This window comes from Pseudomonas sp. SWRI179 (genome assembly GCF_014268705.1).
Classification (GTDB): domain Bacteria; phylum Pseudomonadota; class Gammaproteobacteria; order Pseudomonadales; family Pseudomonadaceae; genus Aquipseudomonas; species Aquipseudomonas zanjanensis.
In genome coordinates this window covers 1-16,420 of sequence record NZ_JABWRA010000065.1, presented here as the reverse complement: position 1 = coordinate 16,420, position 16,420 = coordinate 1, and the positions used below count along the sequence as shown (strand labels likewise).

The following is a 16,420-nucleotide window of genomic DNA, read 5'->3' as shown; positions in this document are numbered from 1 at the left end:
CCGCCACCCAGGCTGGAATCCGTAGCGCACGCCCGCCATGAGCGGGCCGCCATCCGCTCCTGCCCGACGGTCCGGAAGGGTCATGGCCGACCTTCTTTTCAGAAATTTCATACAACCGCTCACGGCATCATTCAGCTCGCCGTGATCCTGGCCAAGTGTGCTTTGCGCCCCTGATTCAAAGGGTTACGCAACCCGCGGCAAACCTGGCGCCTGAGACGGTCCTACAATTATTTTCGTTGAAGAATGTTACCGATGAGCAGGCAGTGCATCGATTACCGAGGTTTTCTGGCATAATCGCGCCCCCTTATGACCGGGTCAGAAAACCTTCATGATCGATTTATTCAGCGGACTGGATGCTTGGGTGCTTGTGAGCCTCTTGCTCGCCCTGGCTTTTGTCCTCGCCTTCGAGTTCATCAACGGCTTTCATGACACCGCTAACGCGGTTGCCACTGTTATCTACACCAAAGCCATGCCGCCTCACCTGGCGGTGTTCTTTTCCGGTGTGTTCAATTTTCTCGGCGTGTTGCTGGGCGGCGTGGGGGTGGCGTACGCCATCGTTCACCTGTTGCCCGTGGAGCTGCTGATCAATGTGAACACCGGACACGGGCTGGCCATGGTGTTTTCGCTGCTCGCAGCGGCCATCACCTGGAACCTGGGCACTTGGTACTTCGGTATCCCGGCATCCAGTTCCCACACATTGATCGGTTCGATCCTCGGCGTGGGTCTGGCCAACGCGCTGATCAACGATATCCCGTTGGCCGACGGGGTGAACTGGCAGAAGGCGATCGATATCGGCGCTTCCCTGGTGTTCTCGCCCATGGCCGGTTTCCTGATCGCCGCCCTGGTGCTGATCGGCCTGAAATGGTGGCGTCCGCTGTCGAAGATGCACAAGACGCCGGAACAGCGCCGCCAGATCGACGACAAGAAACACCCGCCGTTCTGGAACCGCCTGGTACTGGTGATCTCGGCCATGGCCGTCAGCTTTGTCCACGGCTCCAACGATGGCCAGAAAGGTATCGGCCTGATCATGCTGGTGCTGATCGGTATCGTGCCGGCGCAGTTCGTACTGGATCTGGGCAGCACCACCTACCAGATCGAGCGGACCCGTGACGCAACCTTGCACCTGAGCCAGTTCTACCAACGCAACCACGAGTCCCTGGGTGAATACCTGGCGCTGGGCAAAAGCGTGAACGGCGACCTGCCCGAGAAATTCCGCTGCAACCCGCAGCAGACCGAACCGACCATCAATGCCCTGCTCGACACGCTCAAAGGCGTGGCGGACTACCATTCGCTGCCGTCGGAACGACGCATCGAGGTTCGTCGCTACCTGCTCTGCCTGGACGACACGGCGAAGAAGGTAGGCAAGTTGCCAGGCTTGGCGGCTCGCGAGAAAGACGACTTGAACAAGCTGCGCAAGGACCTGACCGCCACCACCGAGTACGCCCCGTTCTGGGTGATCCTGGCAGTCGCACTGGCACTGGGCCTGGGCACCATGGTCGGCTGGAAGCGCGTGGTGCTGACCATCGGCGAGAAGATCGGCAAACAAGGCATGACCTATGCGCAAGGTATGTCGGCGCAGATCACCACCGCGTGCATGATCGGCGCGGCGAATATCTTCAGCCTGCCGGTTTCTACTACCCACGTGCTGTCCTCCGGCGTGGCGGGCACCATGGTCGCTAACAAGAGCGGCCTGCAAGGCGGCACCGTACGCACCATCCTGCTGGCCTGGGTACTGACCCTGCCGGCGACGGTGGCGCTGTCGGCGGCGCTGTTCTGGCTGGCGTCCAAGGCCATCGGCAGCTGATTCCAGCGGCTAACAAAAAAGGTGCGACCCTCGCGGATCGCACCTTTTTTTATGCCCAGACACTGGGCAACTTGTGGGAGCGGGCTTGCTCGCGAAAGCGGTATGTCGGGCACTGAATAGATGACTGACCCGACGCTTTCGCGAGCAAGCCCGCTCCCACCGTAGTTTTGCGTGATCAGGAAATTTGCCAAAAAAAAGGGCGACCGAAGTCGCCCAAAATGCCTTGCGTGCTCGTTGTAGCCAGAAAGACCTACGGTTTTTTCCGCTTGTGTGCGTCTTTCCAGATGAATAATCCAAAACCTGCGAAAAACACGAACATGAGGCCGACCGTCAACACCCCGGCAAACACCACATTATCGAAAAACATGACTGGCCTCCTGGTCTTGCCCCTGTTGCGATGGGTTCAAGGTAACCAATCAGGCCTGGATGAAAATTGACCGGGGTCAATAACGCCCGCGACGGGGCATAAAGGTGGGGAAATAACTGATCTGCATCAATGGATCGAGGGGGTTCAGCGCTTTTTCGGTTTGTTCTTCGGCTTTTTCTTGGGCTTGCCCAACGGCATGGCCTGTTCGAAAGCCTGGCGGACTTCATTGAGGCGTTTTTCGTTGAGGTCGTGAACGCGCTTGGCGCGCTCGGCACTGAGGTCGATCAGCTTGTCGTCTTGGCTCATAGCGTGTGGGCATCGTGCAGTGAATTGCGGATGCGCCCATGATGCGGGCTGTTGGCGGCGTTGACCAGCCTGTGAATGCAGCCAGACACCCAGGATCAGATCTGGATATCGACCCACAGGCCTTGGCGTGACTCTTCGTCGATCAGCGGCACCACCGGCACGGTATTGTCGGCGTTGAGTTCGGTACCCGGTACGGCCAGGTGCTCTTCAGGGTCTTCATCGGCCTCGCGGCGGCGGCGCTCGCGCTCCTGCTGGCGCTGCTGTTCCTCGCGCAACAGCAGCGCGGTCTCTTCCGGGTCGCGGTTTTGCAGGTCGATGGTGCTTTCGTTGGAGCTTTGCTGCACCGGGACCACGGGCGGTATGTCCGGTCGCTGGCGAACCGGATCCTGTTGAGCGGTGATGGGTACAACGCTCAAAGGGAGTATGGGTGGCAACATAAGGTTCTCCTGTCTTCAGGTTGTCGGCGGCTAAAGTGGCAGCTTGAACCGCCGGTCCGAAACTTGTGACCCAGTTGGCAATTGCGGCGATGACCAAGGCCGAGCTTGTTTGATCGCCGGGCAAGCATAAGTTCCGTAGCATCGCGACGAATCAGCGTACGTAAATCCTTTGGTATGAAGGATCCTTCCGTTAAGATAACCGGCTTTTTCAAGGCGGGAGTCAGGCAGCATGGCGCAGCAGTATCAACCGGGGCAACGCTGGATCAGTGACAGCGAAGCCGAGCTGGGTTTAGGCACCGTTCTGGCACAGGACGGCCGCTTGTTGACCGTGCTCTATCCGGCCACTGGCGACACTCGCCAGTACGCGCTACGGAATGCGCCACTTACCCGTGTACGGTTTTCGCCGGGCGATGTGATCACTCACTTCGAAGGCTGGAAAATGACCGTGCGCGAAGTCGATGACGTCGATGGGCTGCTGGTCTACCACGGTCTCAACGAGCAGAACGAAGTGGTCACCCTGCCCGAGACCCAACTGTCGAACTTTATCCAGTTCCGCCTCGCCAGCGACCGTCTGTTCGCCGGCCAGATCGACCCGCTGGCCTGGTTCTCCCTGCGCTATCACACCCTGGAACACACCAGCCGCCAGCTACAGTCTTCCCTGTGGGGCCTGGGCGGCGTACGTGCCCAGCCGATCGCCCACCAACTGCATATTGCCCGTGAAGTGGCCGACCGCATTGCGCCGCGGGTATTGCTGGCCGACGAAGTGGGCCTGGGCAAGACCATCGAAGCCGGCCTGGTCATCCATCGCCAGTTGCTGTCCGGCCGTGCCAACCGCGTCCTGATCCTGGTGCCGGAAAACCTCCAGCACCAGTGGCTGGTGGAAATGCGTCGGCGCTTCAACCTCCAGGTCGCGCTGTTCGACGAAGAGCGCTTCATCGAAAGCGATGCCAGCAACCCGTTCGAAGACACCCAATTGGCCCTGGTGGCGCTGGAGTGGCTGGTGGACGACGAAAAGGCCCAGGACGCGCTGTTCGCCGCCGGCTGGGACCTGCTGGTGGTCGACGAAGCCCATCACCTGGTGTGGCACGAAGACCAGGTTAGCCCTCAATACGCCCTGGTCGAGCAGCTTGCCGAAACCATCCCGGGCGTGCTGCTGCTGACCGCGACCCCGGAACAACTGGGTCAGGACAGCCATTTCGCCCGCCTGCGCCTGCTGGACCCGAACCGTTTCCATGACCTCAAGGCCTTCCGCGCCGAGAGCGAAAACTATCGTCCGGTGGCCGAAGCCGTGCAGGAGTTGCTGGACAAAGGCCGCCTCTCGCCCGAAGCCCACAAGACCATCCAGGGTTTCCTGGGGAACGAAGGCGAAGCATTGCTGACCGCCGTCAATGATGGCGATGTCGAGGCCAGTGCCCGCCTGGTGCGTGAACTGCTGGATCGCCACGGTACCGGTCGCGTGCTGTTTCGCAACACCCGCGCCGCCGTACAGGGCTTCCCCGAGCGCAAGCTGCACGCCTACCCGCTGCCGTGCCCGCCCGAGTACCTCGAACTGCCCTTGGGCGATCACCCCGAGCTGTACCCGGAAGTCAGCTTCCAGGCACAGCCGGACGCCAGCGAAGAAGAACGCTGGTGGCGTTTCGACCCGAGGGTCGAATGGCTGATCGACACCCTGAAGATGCTCAAGCGCACCAAAGTGCTGGTGATCTGTGCCCACGCCGAAACCGCCATGGACCTGGAGGACGCCCTGCGCGTGCGCTCCGGCATCCCGGCCACGGTGTTCCACGAAGGCATGAATATCCTGGAGCGCGACCGCGCGGCGGCCTATTTCGCCGACGAAGAGTTTGGTGCCCAGGTACTGATCTGTTCGGAAATCGGCAGTGAGGGACGCAACTTCCAGTTTGCCCATCATTTGGTGCTGTTCGACCTGCCGGCGCACCCGGACCTGCTGGAACAACGTATCGGTCGTCTGGACCGGATCGGCCAGAAGCACACCATCGAGCTGCATGCGCCGTACCTGGAAACCAGCCCCCAGGCGCGGCTGTTCCAGTGGTATCACGAAGCCCTGAATGCCTTCCTCAACACCTGCCCGACCGGAAACGCCTTGCAGCACCAGTTCGGCCCGCGCCTGCTGCCCTTGCTGGAGGAAGCCGATGATGGCCAATGGCAGGCTCTGATCGACGAGGCCCGTACCGAACGCGAGCGCCTGGAGGCCGAGCTGCACACCGGTCGCGACCGTTTGCTGGAGCTCAACTCCGGCGGCGCCGGTGAAGGCGATGCGTTGGTGGAGGCCATTCTCGAGCAGGATGACCAGTTTGCCTTGCCGATCTACATGGAAACCCTGTTCGACGCCTTTGGTATCGACAGCGAAGACCATTCGGAAAACGCACTGATCCTCAAGCCGAGCGAAAAAATGCTCGACGCCAGCTTCCCGCTGGGCGACGACGAAGGCGTGACCATCACCTATGACCGCAACCAGGCGCTGTCGCGCGAAGATATGCAGTTCATCACCTGGGAGCACCCGATGGTGCAAGGTGGTATGGACCTGGTGCTGTCCGGCTCCATGGGCAACACCGCCGTGGCGCTGATCAAGAACAAAGCGCTCAAGCCCGGCACCGTGTTGCTGGAGCTGCTCTACGTCAGTGAGGTGGTTGCGCCGCGCTCGCTGCAACTGGGCCGCTACTTGCCGCCGGCCGCCCTGCGCTGCCTGTTGGACGCCAACGGCAACGACCTGGCCGCCCGGGTTTCGTTCGAAACCCTGAACGACCAGCTCGAAAGCGTGCCGCGCGCCAGCGCCAACAAGTTCATCCAGGCCCAGCGCGACCAGCTCACGCCTCGTATCAATGCCGGCGAAGAGAAGATCGCCCCGCGTCACGCCGAACGCGTGGCCGAGGCCCAGCGCCGCCTGGCGGCCGATACCGACGAGGAACTGGCACGCCTGACCGCCCTGCAAGCGGTCAACCCAACCGTGCGCGACAGCGAACTGGTGGCCCTGCGACAACAGCGGGAGCAAGGCTTGGCGATGCTTGAGAAAGCGGCGTTGCGTTTGGAGGCGATTCGGGTGTTGGTGGCGGGCTGAGTTTGGCTGGGGTCCCGATATAGGTTCCGCTGTGGTGCTTTTATCGGGTGTATATCCGTTTTTTCGGTAACGGCCGCTGGCGGTTCCGCTTTTACAGCGCCGCCGCGAGGCGGCCTGATAGCCGACCTGGTCAGGGTGATCGCGTTTCCCCTAATGTGGGAGCGAGCCTGCTCGCGAAGGCGGTGGGTCAGTTTGCGGTGATGTTGGATGTGCCGGCCTCTTCGCGAGCAGGCTCGCTCCCACAGGTGATCTTGGGTGTTCATGAGTTTGTGTTCACTGCGGCCCATTGTGGGAGCGAGCCTGCTCGCGATAGCGGTGGGTCAGCCAAATAAATGCAGGCATGTGCCCCAATGCCGATCAGTTAAGCGAAATAAAGCCCGGCAGTAACCCTGTGGCGAGGGAGCTTGCTCCCGCTGGGTCGCGAAGCGGCCCTGTTTTTGGGGCTGCTACGCAGCCCAGCGGGAGCAAGCTCCCTCGCCACGGTTTGTGTGTTTGCCCGTGCTATCCACTTAACTGACAGGCATTAGGCATGTGCCCCGCTCTTGCTCTTGCTCTTGCTCTTGCTCTTGCTCTTGCTTTGGATCTTGATCTTGATCTGGACGCCCCGTTAACCACGATGGCCGAACGCAGGCATTGCGCAGTGGGCATCCCGGCATGGATGCCGGGATAGCCGCGCTGGGCCATGGATGGCCCTTCGCGGCGGCCCACGGAGCAATGCCGGAGTGAGGGCATGCCGAGCCCTAGCGAGGCACCGAGTGGTGGGGCAAGCCTTTTTTGCTTACTTTTTTTGGCGTTTGAAAAAAAGTGAGCCGCCGTAAGGGCGGAACCGCCAGTGGCCGTTACCTAAGAAACGGATATACACCCAAAACCCAGCCCCAGCCCCAGCCCCCCAGCCTCAAGGACTGTAATACCCCACCGCCACCAGAAAATGCCCAACCTTCTTCAGATAAGCATGCTTGTCCTCAACCTTCCCAGTCACCGGGTTCTTCCAGCGATACTCATACTCCCCCACATCCTGCTTGCCGATCATGGCCAGGATCGGCTCCCCCACTGGTTTGCCATCCGGGTCCTTGACCTTGGCAAAGTCGGTGTTGATCAAACGCAGATTGGTGCCATGCCCCACATAGCGCCGGGTATCGAGGTCGACGACAAAGACATACAAATCATCCTGCAGATACCCGCCCTTTAGAGCGTTGACCGCCGTCAGCGTGGCTTTCTCGTTTTTCAGCAGGTCACTCGAGGCCTTGTCCAGCAGTGCCCGGGCCTGTTCGGCTGAAGCACGCGGCAAGTAATAACCGACGGCCAGGATTCGCTCACCAACACGCTGGAAATACACATGCTTGCGCTCGACCTTGCCGTCCGCCCAGTTCTGCCAACGGTACTCGGCTTGCTGAATGCCACTGGCCTCGGGAGTTTTCAAGGCGTCCTTGAAGGCTTTGCGCAAATCCGGCCCCAGCACTTCGGACACGTCCCGTCCGATCAACGCCGAGGAAGGTCCGCCGCTGGCAAGCATCACACCCTGGGTATCGACCACGAACACATAGCGATCCTTGTCGACAAATTCCCCTTGGCGGCTGAAGGCGGCAAAGGCTTTGTCGCCATTGTCATGGTAATAGGCCAAGGCCTTCTCCAGCAGCGCCCGGGCCGCGTGGCCATCGTCCGCAGTGGCCGCCTGGGCCATCCCCAGCATGAGCATTGCGCCCAGCCAGGCCATCCTGTGAAAAAAACCCATGCGTGCGCCCCTCGTTCTTGTTGGTGTTTCAAGAGCGTAGACGGCGTGGGGAAGTAGGAGCTGACGAGTGCAACGAGGCTGCGATCTTTTCCCAGACAATTGAGTCTTGAGCGAAAGATCAAAAGATCGCAGCCTTCGGCAGCTCCTACAGGGATAGGCGCTAGCCGAACATCAGGCTTATTGAGCCCGAGCGCTGAGTTGCTGCTGCAAATGCTGGATCTGCGCTTGCAAGGTATTGATGTTACGGGTGACCTGCCCGCGGAAGGCGTCGAACTCGGCGGTGTTGCCGTTATCCTGCTGGCTCTTGAGCACGATCACGTCCTGCTCCAGGCGCTCGATGGCAGAGTTGGAGGTGGCTCTTTTCAGGGCGGTGATGTCGGCACCGATGCTCTTGAGCTGGGCATCCAGGGCACCACCCTCGCCTTGATTCTTCAAGGCGGTCACTTCAGCGGCCAGCGCCTTGACCTGGGCTTGGAGCTCCTTGTTGGAAGCTTGCAGTTGAGTGTTGGTGTTCTGCTGGTCAGAAGCCTGGGCAATGAGCTGGGCAAGTTCCTTGTCCAGGTCGGCGGACGGACCGAACGTGGCTTGTTGCTGCCGGTACTGCTCCTGCAGCTTGCCGTCGAATTGCCGGGCCTGCTCCTGCAGCTTGTTGTCCAACTGTTTGATCTGCAATTTCAAGGCTTCACTGTCACTCATGACATTGGACTGCCCGGCGACCACCTTGCCGGAAATGTCCTGCAAGCGCCCCGCCGCATCTTCACTGATCCGGGCGAAGCTTTCCTGAGTCGCCACCAATTGCTGCTCCATCAGGGAAATCTGCTGGAAGCTCCACCAGGCCAGGAAACCGAACGCACACAGCAGCGCGCCGACCAATGCCCACAGCGGCCCGGTGCTGGGCCCCTTGACCTTGACTTTCGCCGCGGCGGCCGGCGCCGGGCGCGCTTGCACGTGGGGCGACTGGCGGTTGGGCAGGAAATCATCGTCATCGGGAATGTCGGCCCGCATCCGCAGGCTCGGTACATCATCGAAGTCGTCGTTGGCATCGTTACGCATGGGCATGGTTCGACCTTTGGGAAACCGGTAATGGCTTGATGCGGCGAGTATAACCCCGTCGCCCGCCGCACCGATTGACCCCGAACCGGGCACTCGGTTCATGGCGGGCCGATCAGCGGGTGTTTTGGACCGTCCACCAGGCGCAAAATTCATCGAGCGCCGTCCACAAGCTGACCTGCGGATCGTAATCGAGATAATGCCGGGCCCGGCTGATGTCCAGGGTGAAATTTTTGTTCATGACCTGCATGCCCAGGCGCGACAGCGTCGGTTCGGGGCGGCCTGGCCAGAGCTTGCAGACCCCTTCATTCAGGGCCGCGACGCTGTAAGCCAAGCCGTAGGAACGATAACGTCGGACCTGTGGGACTTCCATCTGGCGCATCACATAATTGACCACATCCCACAATGGGACCGGTGCGCCGTTGCTGATGTTGTAGGCCTTGCCCAAGGCGGAATCGGTAGCCAGCAGACTGCTGAGCAACGCTTCGTTAAGGTTCTGCACGCTGGTGAAATCCACCTTGTTCAAGCCGTTGCCGACAATGGCCAGGCGCCCCTTGCGCTGCATTTTCAACAGGCGCGGAAAAATACTCATATCACCGGCACCCGTCACGAAACGCGGGCGCAGGGCCAGCACTTCGAGGCCGAACTCCTGGGCGCCGAAGACTTTCTGCTCGGCCAGGTACTTGGTGGCGGCATAAGGATGCTTGAAGCGCTTGGGCACCTGTTCTTCGGTCAACCCGAGGTGGTCACGGCCATCAAAGTAAATGGACGGCGAGGACAGATGAACCAGGCGACGCACCTTCTGCTTGAGGCAGGCCTCGACGACATTTTCCGTGACCTGAACGTTACCCTGGTGGAAATCCTGGTAGCGGCCCCACAGCCCAACGGAACCGGCGCAATGCACCACGGCCTCGACATCCAGGCACAGGTCGCGGGCCAGCAGCGGGTCGCTCAAGTCCCCTTGGACGAATTGCGCACCGCGCCGCACCAGGTGCTCCACACTCTCGGCCCGGCGACCGGTGACCCGCACATCCAGGCCCTGCTCCAGGGCGAAACGCGCAAAGCGCCCGCCAATGAAGCCGCTCGCGCCGGTGACCAAAATCTTCATGAATGCTCCTAAAATCAGTTTCCAGCTGCAAGCGACAAGCTTCAAGCACTGCGCGCTCAACGTACTGCTTGCAGCGTGCTGCTTGCCGCTGCGATCAGTCGCTCGGTCAATAAGCCGAGCAACTGCCCACCATTGCGCCAATGATGCCAGTACAGCGGCACATCGATCGGTTTATCTGCCAACAATTCCACCAGCACGCCTCGTTCCAGCTGTTCGCGCACTTGCAGCTCCGGCACCAGCCCCCAGCCCAGTCCCGCTTCAGCGAGACGGATGAAACCTTCGGACGAGGGGCACAGATGATGCTCGAAACCGCCCTCCACGCCCACGGACGCGAGGTAGCGGTGTTGCAGGAAATCATCCGGACCAAACACCAAGGCTGGCGTACGGGCCAGTTGATCGGCTCGCACGCCGCCGGGAAAATGCCGGGCGATGAAGGCCGGGCTGGCCAACGCCCGGTAACGCATCGCCCCCAGCAATACACTGCGGGCGCCCGCCACCGGGCGTTCGCTGGCGCAGACACAGGCCGCCACTTCACCGGCGCGCATGCGCTTGAGGCCAACGGTCTGGTCCTCCACCACCAAGTCGAGCAACAGGTGTTGGTCGGCGCAGAAATCGCCCACGGCAGCGGCCCACCAGGTCGCCAAACTGTCGGCGTTCAAGGCGATGCGCAGACGCTCCGGCAGGCCCTCTTCATCCAGCGCCGGCACCAGGCTTTGCAGGTCACGCTCGAGCAGCCGCACCTGTTGCACATGGTTGAGCAGCCGACGGCCGATTTCCGTCGGCACCGGCGGCGTGGCCCGCACCAGGACGGGCTGGCCGGCACGCGCCTCCAGCAACTTGATTCGTTGGGAAATGGCCGACTGCGACAAACCCAGCACCTGGGCTGCACGCTCGAAACCGGCCTGCTCGACCACGGCGGCCAGGGCAGAGAGCAATTTGTAGTCGAACATTAATAATCCTAATGGGCAATCAGCAATATTGGTTTTTCTTATACAGCCCTTCCCGGGAAAATGACCAGCAACAGCAACTGACCGGGGATAAAAAAGATGTGGCAAAGCTATGTGAACGGGCTCGTGGTGGCCCTCGGGCTGATCATGGCCATCGGCGCTCAGAATGCGTTCGTATTGGCCCAGAGCCTACGCCGCGAGCATCACTTGCCGGTAGCGGCGCTGTGCATCACCTGCGATGCCCTGTTGGTCGCCGCGGGGGTTTTCGGCCTGGCGACCTTGCTGGCCCAGAGTCCGTTGCTGCTGTCGATTGCCCGCTGGGGCGGTGCGGCGTTCCTGCTCTGGTACGCCAGCCTGGCCTTGCGCCGGGCCTGCTCGAAGCAGAGCCTGCAGCAAAGTGAGAACCACGCCGTACGCTCGCTGCGGGCGGTGTTGCTCAGCGCGCTGGCGGTGACGCTGCTCAACCCCCACGTCTACCTCGACACGGTGCTGCTGATCGGTTCCCTTGGCGCCCAGCAGAGCGTGCCCGGCGCCTACGTGATAGGGGCGGCCAGTGCCTCGCTGCTATGGTTCCTCACCCTGGCCATCGGCGCGGCATGGCTGGCACCGTGGTTGGCCCGCCCAAGCACTTGGCGGATCCTGGACCTCTTGGTAGCGGTGATGATGTTTACCGTGGCGATGCAATTGATCGTCACCGGCTGATTATTCCAAACCGCTCTGGAACCTCTATTCCACACAGTTGTTGCGTGGTTATGCCGCACCCCCGGTGCTATGATCCGACTCCTGCGCCGCAAAGAGTACAAACTCCCCGGCGCTAGTCTGGCCGCCCGTGATCGGCCTTGCGCTCACCGCAACCTGACCTGATTAGGAGAATCACCATGGCTTTCGAATTGCCGCCGCTGCCCTATCCACACGATGCACTGCAGCCGCACATCTCCAAAGAGACTCTGGAATACCACCACGACAAGCACCACAACACCTATGTCGTGAACCTGAACAACCTGGTGCCTGGCACCGAGTTCGAAGGCAAGACCCTGGAAGAAATCGTCAAGACTTCCTCGGGCGGTATCTTCAACAACGCCGCTCAGGTCTGGAACCATACTTTCTACTGGAACTGCCTGGCGCCAAACGCCGGCGGTCAACCAACCGGCGCGCTGGCTGAAGCCATCAATGCAGCCTTCGGTTCGTTCGACAAGTTCAAGGAAGAGTTCAGCAAGACGTCCATCGGCACCTTCGGTTCCGGTTGGGGCTGGCTGGTGAAAAAGGCTGACGGTTCCCTGGCCCTGGCCAGCACCATCGGCGCCGGCAACCCACTGACCAACGGCGACACCCCGCTGTTGACCTGCGACGTGTGGGAACACGCCTACTACATCGACTACCGCAACGTTCGTCCGAAATACGTCGAAGCGTTCTGGAACCTGGTCAACTGGAAATTCGTCGCCGAGCAGTTCGAAGGTAAAGCCTTCACTGCCTAAGCTCGATGCCAGCCCAAAGAAACCCGGCGCCATGCCGGGTTTTCTTTGCACGGCGAAAAATGATCGCGGACTAGAGACCTCGCGTCTGGAAAGCAAGAAAAAATCCCGGCGGGCCTCAAGTTGCGGTGCCTTTCAACCGACACAATGGTCGTAGAGCAATCACTCTGGAAAAAACGTATACCGGTCAGGTTTCAAGCGAAAACCCTTGTGTTTGATTGTCCCTTTGACTGACATCACAGGATTGCCAATACTCATGGCAACTTGACGCTACCCGCACGGAACAAGGAACCACTCTTTGAAGCTGGAACTCAAGAACAGCTTGTCTGTGAAGTTGCTCCGGGTCGTGCTCCTCTCGGCATTGATCGTTGGTGTGGTCTTGAGCTGCGCCCAGATCGTGTTCGATGCCTACAAAACCAACCAGGCCGTCGCCACTGACGCCCAACGTATCCTCGACATGTTCCGCGACCCTTCGACCCAGGCCGTCTACAGCCTGGACCGGGAAATGGGCATGCAGGTGATCGAGGGCCTGTTCCAGGACGAAGCCGTACGCATGGCGTCCATCGGCCATCCCCGCGAAACCATGCTCGCCGAAAAAGCCCGGCCCTTGAAGCACTCCGACAGCCGCTGGCTGACCGACCTGATCCTGGGCAAAGAGCGCACCTTCACCACGCAACTGGTGGGACGCGGCCCCTACAGCGAATATTACGGCGACCTGAGCATCACCCTCGACACCGCCACCTACGGCGAGGGCTTCATCGTCAGTTCGGTGATCATCTTTATCTCCGGGATGCTGCGGGCCCTGGCCATGGGCTTGGTGCTGTACCTGGTCTATCACTGGCTGCTGACCAAGCCGTTGTCGCGGATCATCGAGCACCTGACCGAAATCAACCCCGATCGCCCCAGCGCGCACAAGATCCCGCAGTTGCGCGGCCACGAGCAAAACGAACTGGGCCTGTGGATCAACACGGCCAACCAACTGCTCGAATCCATCGAACGCAACACGCACCTGCGCCACGAAGCGGAAAACAGCCTGCTGCGCATGGCCCAGTACGACTTTCTCACCGGCCTGCCCAACCGCCAGCAACTGCAACAGCAACTGGACAAGATCCTGGTGGACGCCGGGCGCCTGCAACGTCGGGTGGCGGTGCTGTGTGTGGGGCTGGATGACTTCAAGGGCATCAACGAGCAGTTCAGCTATCAGACCGGCGACCAGTTGCTGCTGGCCCTGGCGGATCGGCTGCGGGCCCACAGCGGCCGGCTCGGCGCGCTGGCGCGTTTGGGGGGTGACCAGTTCGCCCTGGTCCAAGCCGACATCGAGCAGCCCTACGAGGCCGCCGAGTTGGCCCAGAGCATCCTCGATGACCTGGAAGCGCCGTTCGCCATCGATGATCAGCAGATCCGCCTGCGGGCCACTATCGGCATCACCCTCTTCCCCGAAGACGGTGACAGCACCGAGAAACTGTTGCAGAAAGCCGAGCAGACCATGACCCTGGCCAAGAGCCGCTCGCGCAATCGCTACCAGTTCTACATCGCCAGCGTCGACAGCGAGATGCGCCGCCGTCGCGAACTGGAGAAAGACCTGCGCGAGGCCCTTGCCCGCGAGCAGTTCAGCCTGGTGTACCAACCGCAGATCAGCTACCGCGACCTGCGGATAGTAGGCACCGAAGCCTTGATTCGCTGGCACCATCCCGAGCACGGCCTGGTGCCGCCGGACTTGTTCATTCCCCTGGCCGAACAGAACGGCACCATCATCGCCATCGGCGAATGGGTGCTGGACCAGGCGTGCAGGCAATTGCGCGAATGGCACGACCAGGGTTTCCTCGACCTGCGCATGGCGGTCAACCTGTCGACGGTGCAACTGCACCACGCCGAGCTGCCGCGGGTGGTGAACAATCTCCTACAGATGTACCGGCTGCCGCCGCGCAGCCTGGAACTGGAAGTCACCGAGACCGGCCTGATGGAAGACATCACCACCGCGGCCCAGCACTTGCTGAGCCTGCGCCGCTCCGGGGCACTGATTGCCATCGATGACTTCGGCACCGGCTATTCGTCCCTGAGCTACCTCAAGAGCCTGCCGCTGGACAAGATCAAGATCGACAAGAGCTTCGTCCAGGACCTGCTCGACGACGAGGACGACGCGACCATCGTCCGGGCCATCATCCAGTTGGGCAAGAGCCTGGGAATGCAGGTCATTGCCGAGGGCGTCGAGACGGTGGAGCAGGAGGCCTACATCATCGCCGAGGGCTGCCACGAAGGTCAGGGGTACTACTACAGCAAACCGCTGCCGGCGCGGGAGTTGGGCATTTACCTGAAGCAGGCCGAGCGCAGCAAGGTTTCCATAATCTGACTCTCCCCAGCGCCAAGCCTTCGTAGGAGCTGGCGAAGCCTGCGATCGTTGGTTTGTTCGCTTGGAATTCAAGCGCCAGGGGAAAGATCGCAGCCTCGCTTCGCTCGGCAGCTCCTACAGACGCCTCCTACAGGGGGTGATTCTCATCATTAAACAAGAAATATTTACAACCATAACCCTTTACACATAATGCAAATCTTTCGCATTATGTCGCAGTTTTTGCGCACCCTCGCGCCTGTCCCATCCATCACCGAAGCAGGATGTTCGCCATGATTCGTATGCCCCTGGCTACCGCCAGTCTGCTGGCCATCGCTATTTCCCTCGCCGGTTGCGGCGAAGGCAAAGACAAGGCCGCCGCGCCGCAAGCGCCAACGCCGGCCGCCAGCACTGCGGCACCGGTCGCCCCTGCTGCCGCTGGCAAAATCGACGAAGCCGCCGGCAAGGCTGTTGTCGCGCACTACGCCGACATCGTCTACGCCGTCTACAGCGATGCCGAATCCACGGCGAAAACCCTGCAAACCGCCGTCGACGCGTTCCTGGCCAAGCCGAACGCCGAGACCCTGAAAGCCGCCAAGGCTGCCTGGGTCGCCGCACGCGTACCGTACCTGCAAAGCGAAGTGTTCCGCTTCGGCAACACCATCATCGACGACTGGGAAGGCCAATTGAACGCCTGGCCCCTGGACGAAGGCCTGATCGACTACGTCGACAAGTCCTACGAACACGCCTTGGGCAACCCGGGCGCCACCGCCAACATCATCGCCAACACCGAAGTCCAGGTTGGCGAAGACAAGGTCGACGTCAAAGACATCACCCCGGAAAAACTCGCCAGCCTGAACGAGCTGGGCGGTTCCGAGGCCAACGTCGCCACCGGCTACCACGCCATCGAATTCCTGCTGTGGGGCCAAGACCTCAACGGTACCGGTCCGGGCGCTGGCAATCGCCCAGCTTCGGATTACCTGGAAGGCGCCGGCGCCACCGGCGGCCACAACGACCGTCGTCGTGCCTACCTCAAGTCCGTGACCCAATTGCTGGTCAACGACCTGCAGGAAATGGTCGGCAACTGGAAGCCGAACGTGGCCGACAACTACCGCGCCACCCTGGAAGCCGAGCCGGCCGAGAGCGGCCTGCGCAAGATGCTGTTCGGCATGGGCAGCCTGTCCCTGGGTGAACTGGCGGGCGAGCGCATGAAGGTGTCCCTGGAAGCCAACTCGCCTGAAGACGAGCAGGATTGCTTCAGCGACAACACCCACTACTCGCACTTCTACGATGCCAAGGGTGTGCGTAACGTGTACCTGGGCGAATACACCCGCGTCGACGGCAGCAAGCTGACCGGCGCCAGCCTGTCGTCGCTGGTCGCCAAGGCCGACCCGGCCGCGGACACCGCGCTCAAGGCCGAGCTGGCCGACACCGAGGCCAAGATCCAGGTCATGGTCGATCACGCCAACAAGGGTGAGCACTACGACCAACTGATCGCCGCCGGCAACACCGCTGGCAACCAGATCGTCCGCGACGCCATCGCCGCCCTGGTCAAGCAGACCGGTTCGATCGAACAGGCCGCGGGCAAACTGGGCATCAGCGACCTGAACCCGGACAGCGCTGATCACGAGTTCTGATCAACGCCGGCTGGCTGAAACGGATTAACGCAGCCAGCCAAACCACAAAACCTGTGGGGGCGGGCTTGCTCCCACAGTGGTTTCCGGTGTTTCGAAGATGTGCGATCAGTCATCACTTCCCTTGTGGGAGCGGGCTTGCTCGCGAAGACGGTGGGTCA

The 16,420-nt window shown here is 61.2% G+C and carries 13 protein-coding genes; 6 read left to right on the top strand and 7 right to left on the bottom strand.

Features of this window, described 5'->3' with window-relative positions; translation table 11 throughout:
- The first annotated feature begins 328 nt into the window (after positions 1-328).
- The gene (locus tag HU767_RS25615; RefSeq protein WP_186704480.1) at positions 329-1,804 is read left to right on the top strand and encodes an inorganic phosphate transporter; all 1,476 of its coding nucleotides are present in this window, start codon (positions 329-331) and stop codon (positions 1,802-1,804) included.
- Positions 1,805-2,054: 250 nt separating this feature from the next.
- Here HU767_RS25615 and ccoM read toward each other — a convergent pair whose 3' ends face one another.
- The 3 genes from ccoM to HU767_RS25605 form a co-directional block, all read right to left on the bottom strand.
- Positions 2,055-2,171 (bottom strand): cytochrome c oxidase subunit CcoM, encoded by a 117-nt coding sequence (gene ccoM / locus HU767_RS29145; protein ID WP_025212288.1) that lies wholly within the window; start codon positions 2,169-2,171, stop codon positions 2,055-2,057.
- A 144-nt stretch (positions 2,172-2,315) separates the two neighbouring features.
- The gene (locus HU767_RS25610; protein ID WP_003184513.1) at positions 2,316-2,477 is read right to left on the bottom strand and encodes a hypothetical protein; all 162 of its coding nucleotides are present in this window, start codon (positions 2,475-2,477) and stop codon (positions 2,316-2,318) included.
- Between the two features lie 95 nt (positions 2,478-2,572).
- Positions 2,573-2,914 carry an aspartate-semialdehyde dehydrogenase gene (locus HU767_RS25605; RefSeq protein WP_186704479.1) on the bottom strand — a complete coding sequence of 114 codons (342 nt, stop codon included), beginning with the start codon at positions 2,912-2,914 and terminating at the stop codon, positions 2,573-2,575.
- A 229-nt stretch (positions 2,915-3,143) separates the two neighbouring features.
- On the opposite strand from HU767_RS25605, the gene rapA reads away from it, so the two are divergent.
- Positions 3,144-5,990, top strand: coding sequence for an RNA polymerase-associated protein RapA (gene rapA / locus HU767_RS25600; protein ID WP_186704478.1), 2,847 nt, complete (start codon positions 3,144-3,146; stop codon positions 5,988-5,990).
- 895 nt (positions 5,991-6,885) lie between these two features.
- Here the strand turns inward: rapA and HU767_RS25595 are convergent.
- The 4 genes from HU767_RS25595 to HU767_RS25580 all read right to left on the bottom strand — a co-directional run bounded on the left by HU767_RS25595 (position 6,886) and on the right by HU767_RS25580 (position 10,830).
- Positions 6,886-7,722: a cache domain-containing protein gene (locus HU767_RS25595; RefSeq protein WP_186709157.1), complete on the bottom strand. Its 837-nt coding sequence runs from the start codon at positions 7,720-7,722 to the stop codon at positions 6,886-6,888.
- Between the two features lie 177 nt (positions 7,723-7,899).
- The gene (locus HU767_RS25590) at positions 7,900-8,781 is read right to left on the bottom strand and encodes an ATPase (RefSeq protein WP_186709159.1); all 882 of its coding nucleotides are present in this window, start codon (positions 8,779-8,781) and stop codon (positions 7,900-7,902) included.
- Between the two features lie 106 nt (positions 8,782-8,887).
- Positions 8,888-9,880, bottom strand: a complete 993-nt coding sequence (locus HU767_RS25585; protein ID WP_186709161.1) for an NAD(P)-dependent oxidoreductase — start codon at positions 9,878-9,880, stop codon at positions 8,888-8,890.
- Between the two features lie 56 nt (positions 9,881-9,936).
- A complete protein-coding gene (locus tag HU767_RS25580) occupies positions 9,937-10,830 on the bottom strand; it encodes a LysR family transcriptional regulator ArgP (protein ID WP_186709163.1) in 894 nt (297 codons plus the stop codon).
- Positions 10,831-10,926: 96 nt separating this feature from the next.
- Between HU767_RS25580 and HU767_RS25575 the strand changes: the two genes are divergently transcribed.
- The 4 genes from HU767_RS25575 to HU767_RS25560 all read left to right on the top strand — a co-directional run bounded on the left by HU767_RS25575 (position 10,927) and on the right by HU767_RS25560 (position 16,262).
- Positions 10,927-11,529 (top strand): LysE/ArgO family amino acid transporter, encoded by a 603-nt coding sequence (locus tag HU767_RS25575; RefSeq protein ID WP_186709165.1) that lies wholly within the window; start codon positions 10,927-10,929, stop codon positions 11,527-11,529.
- A 176-nt stretch (positions 11,530-11,705) separates the two neighbouring features.
- Entirely contained in the window at positions 11,706-12,302 is a 597-nt protein-coding gene (locus HU767_RS25570; protein WP_122566812.1) for a Fe-Mn family superoxide dismutase, read from the top strand.
- Between the two features lie 295 nt (positions 12,303-12,597).
- Entirely contained in the window at positions 12,598-14,649 is a 2,052-nt protein-coding gene (locus tag HU767_RS25565; RefSeq protein ID WP_186709167.1) for a GGDEF domain-containing phosphodiesterase, read from the top strand.
- A 269-nt stretch (positions 14,650-14,918) separates the two neighbouring features.
- A complete protein-coding gene (locus HU767_RS25560) occupies positions 14,919-16,262 on the top strand; it encodes an imelysin family protein (RefSeq protein ID WP_186730794.1) in 1,344 nt (447 codons plus the stop codon).
- The last annotated feature ends 158 nt before the right edge of the window (positions 16,263-16,420 follow it).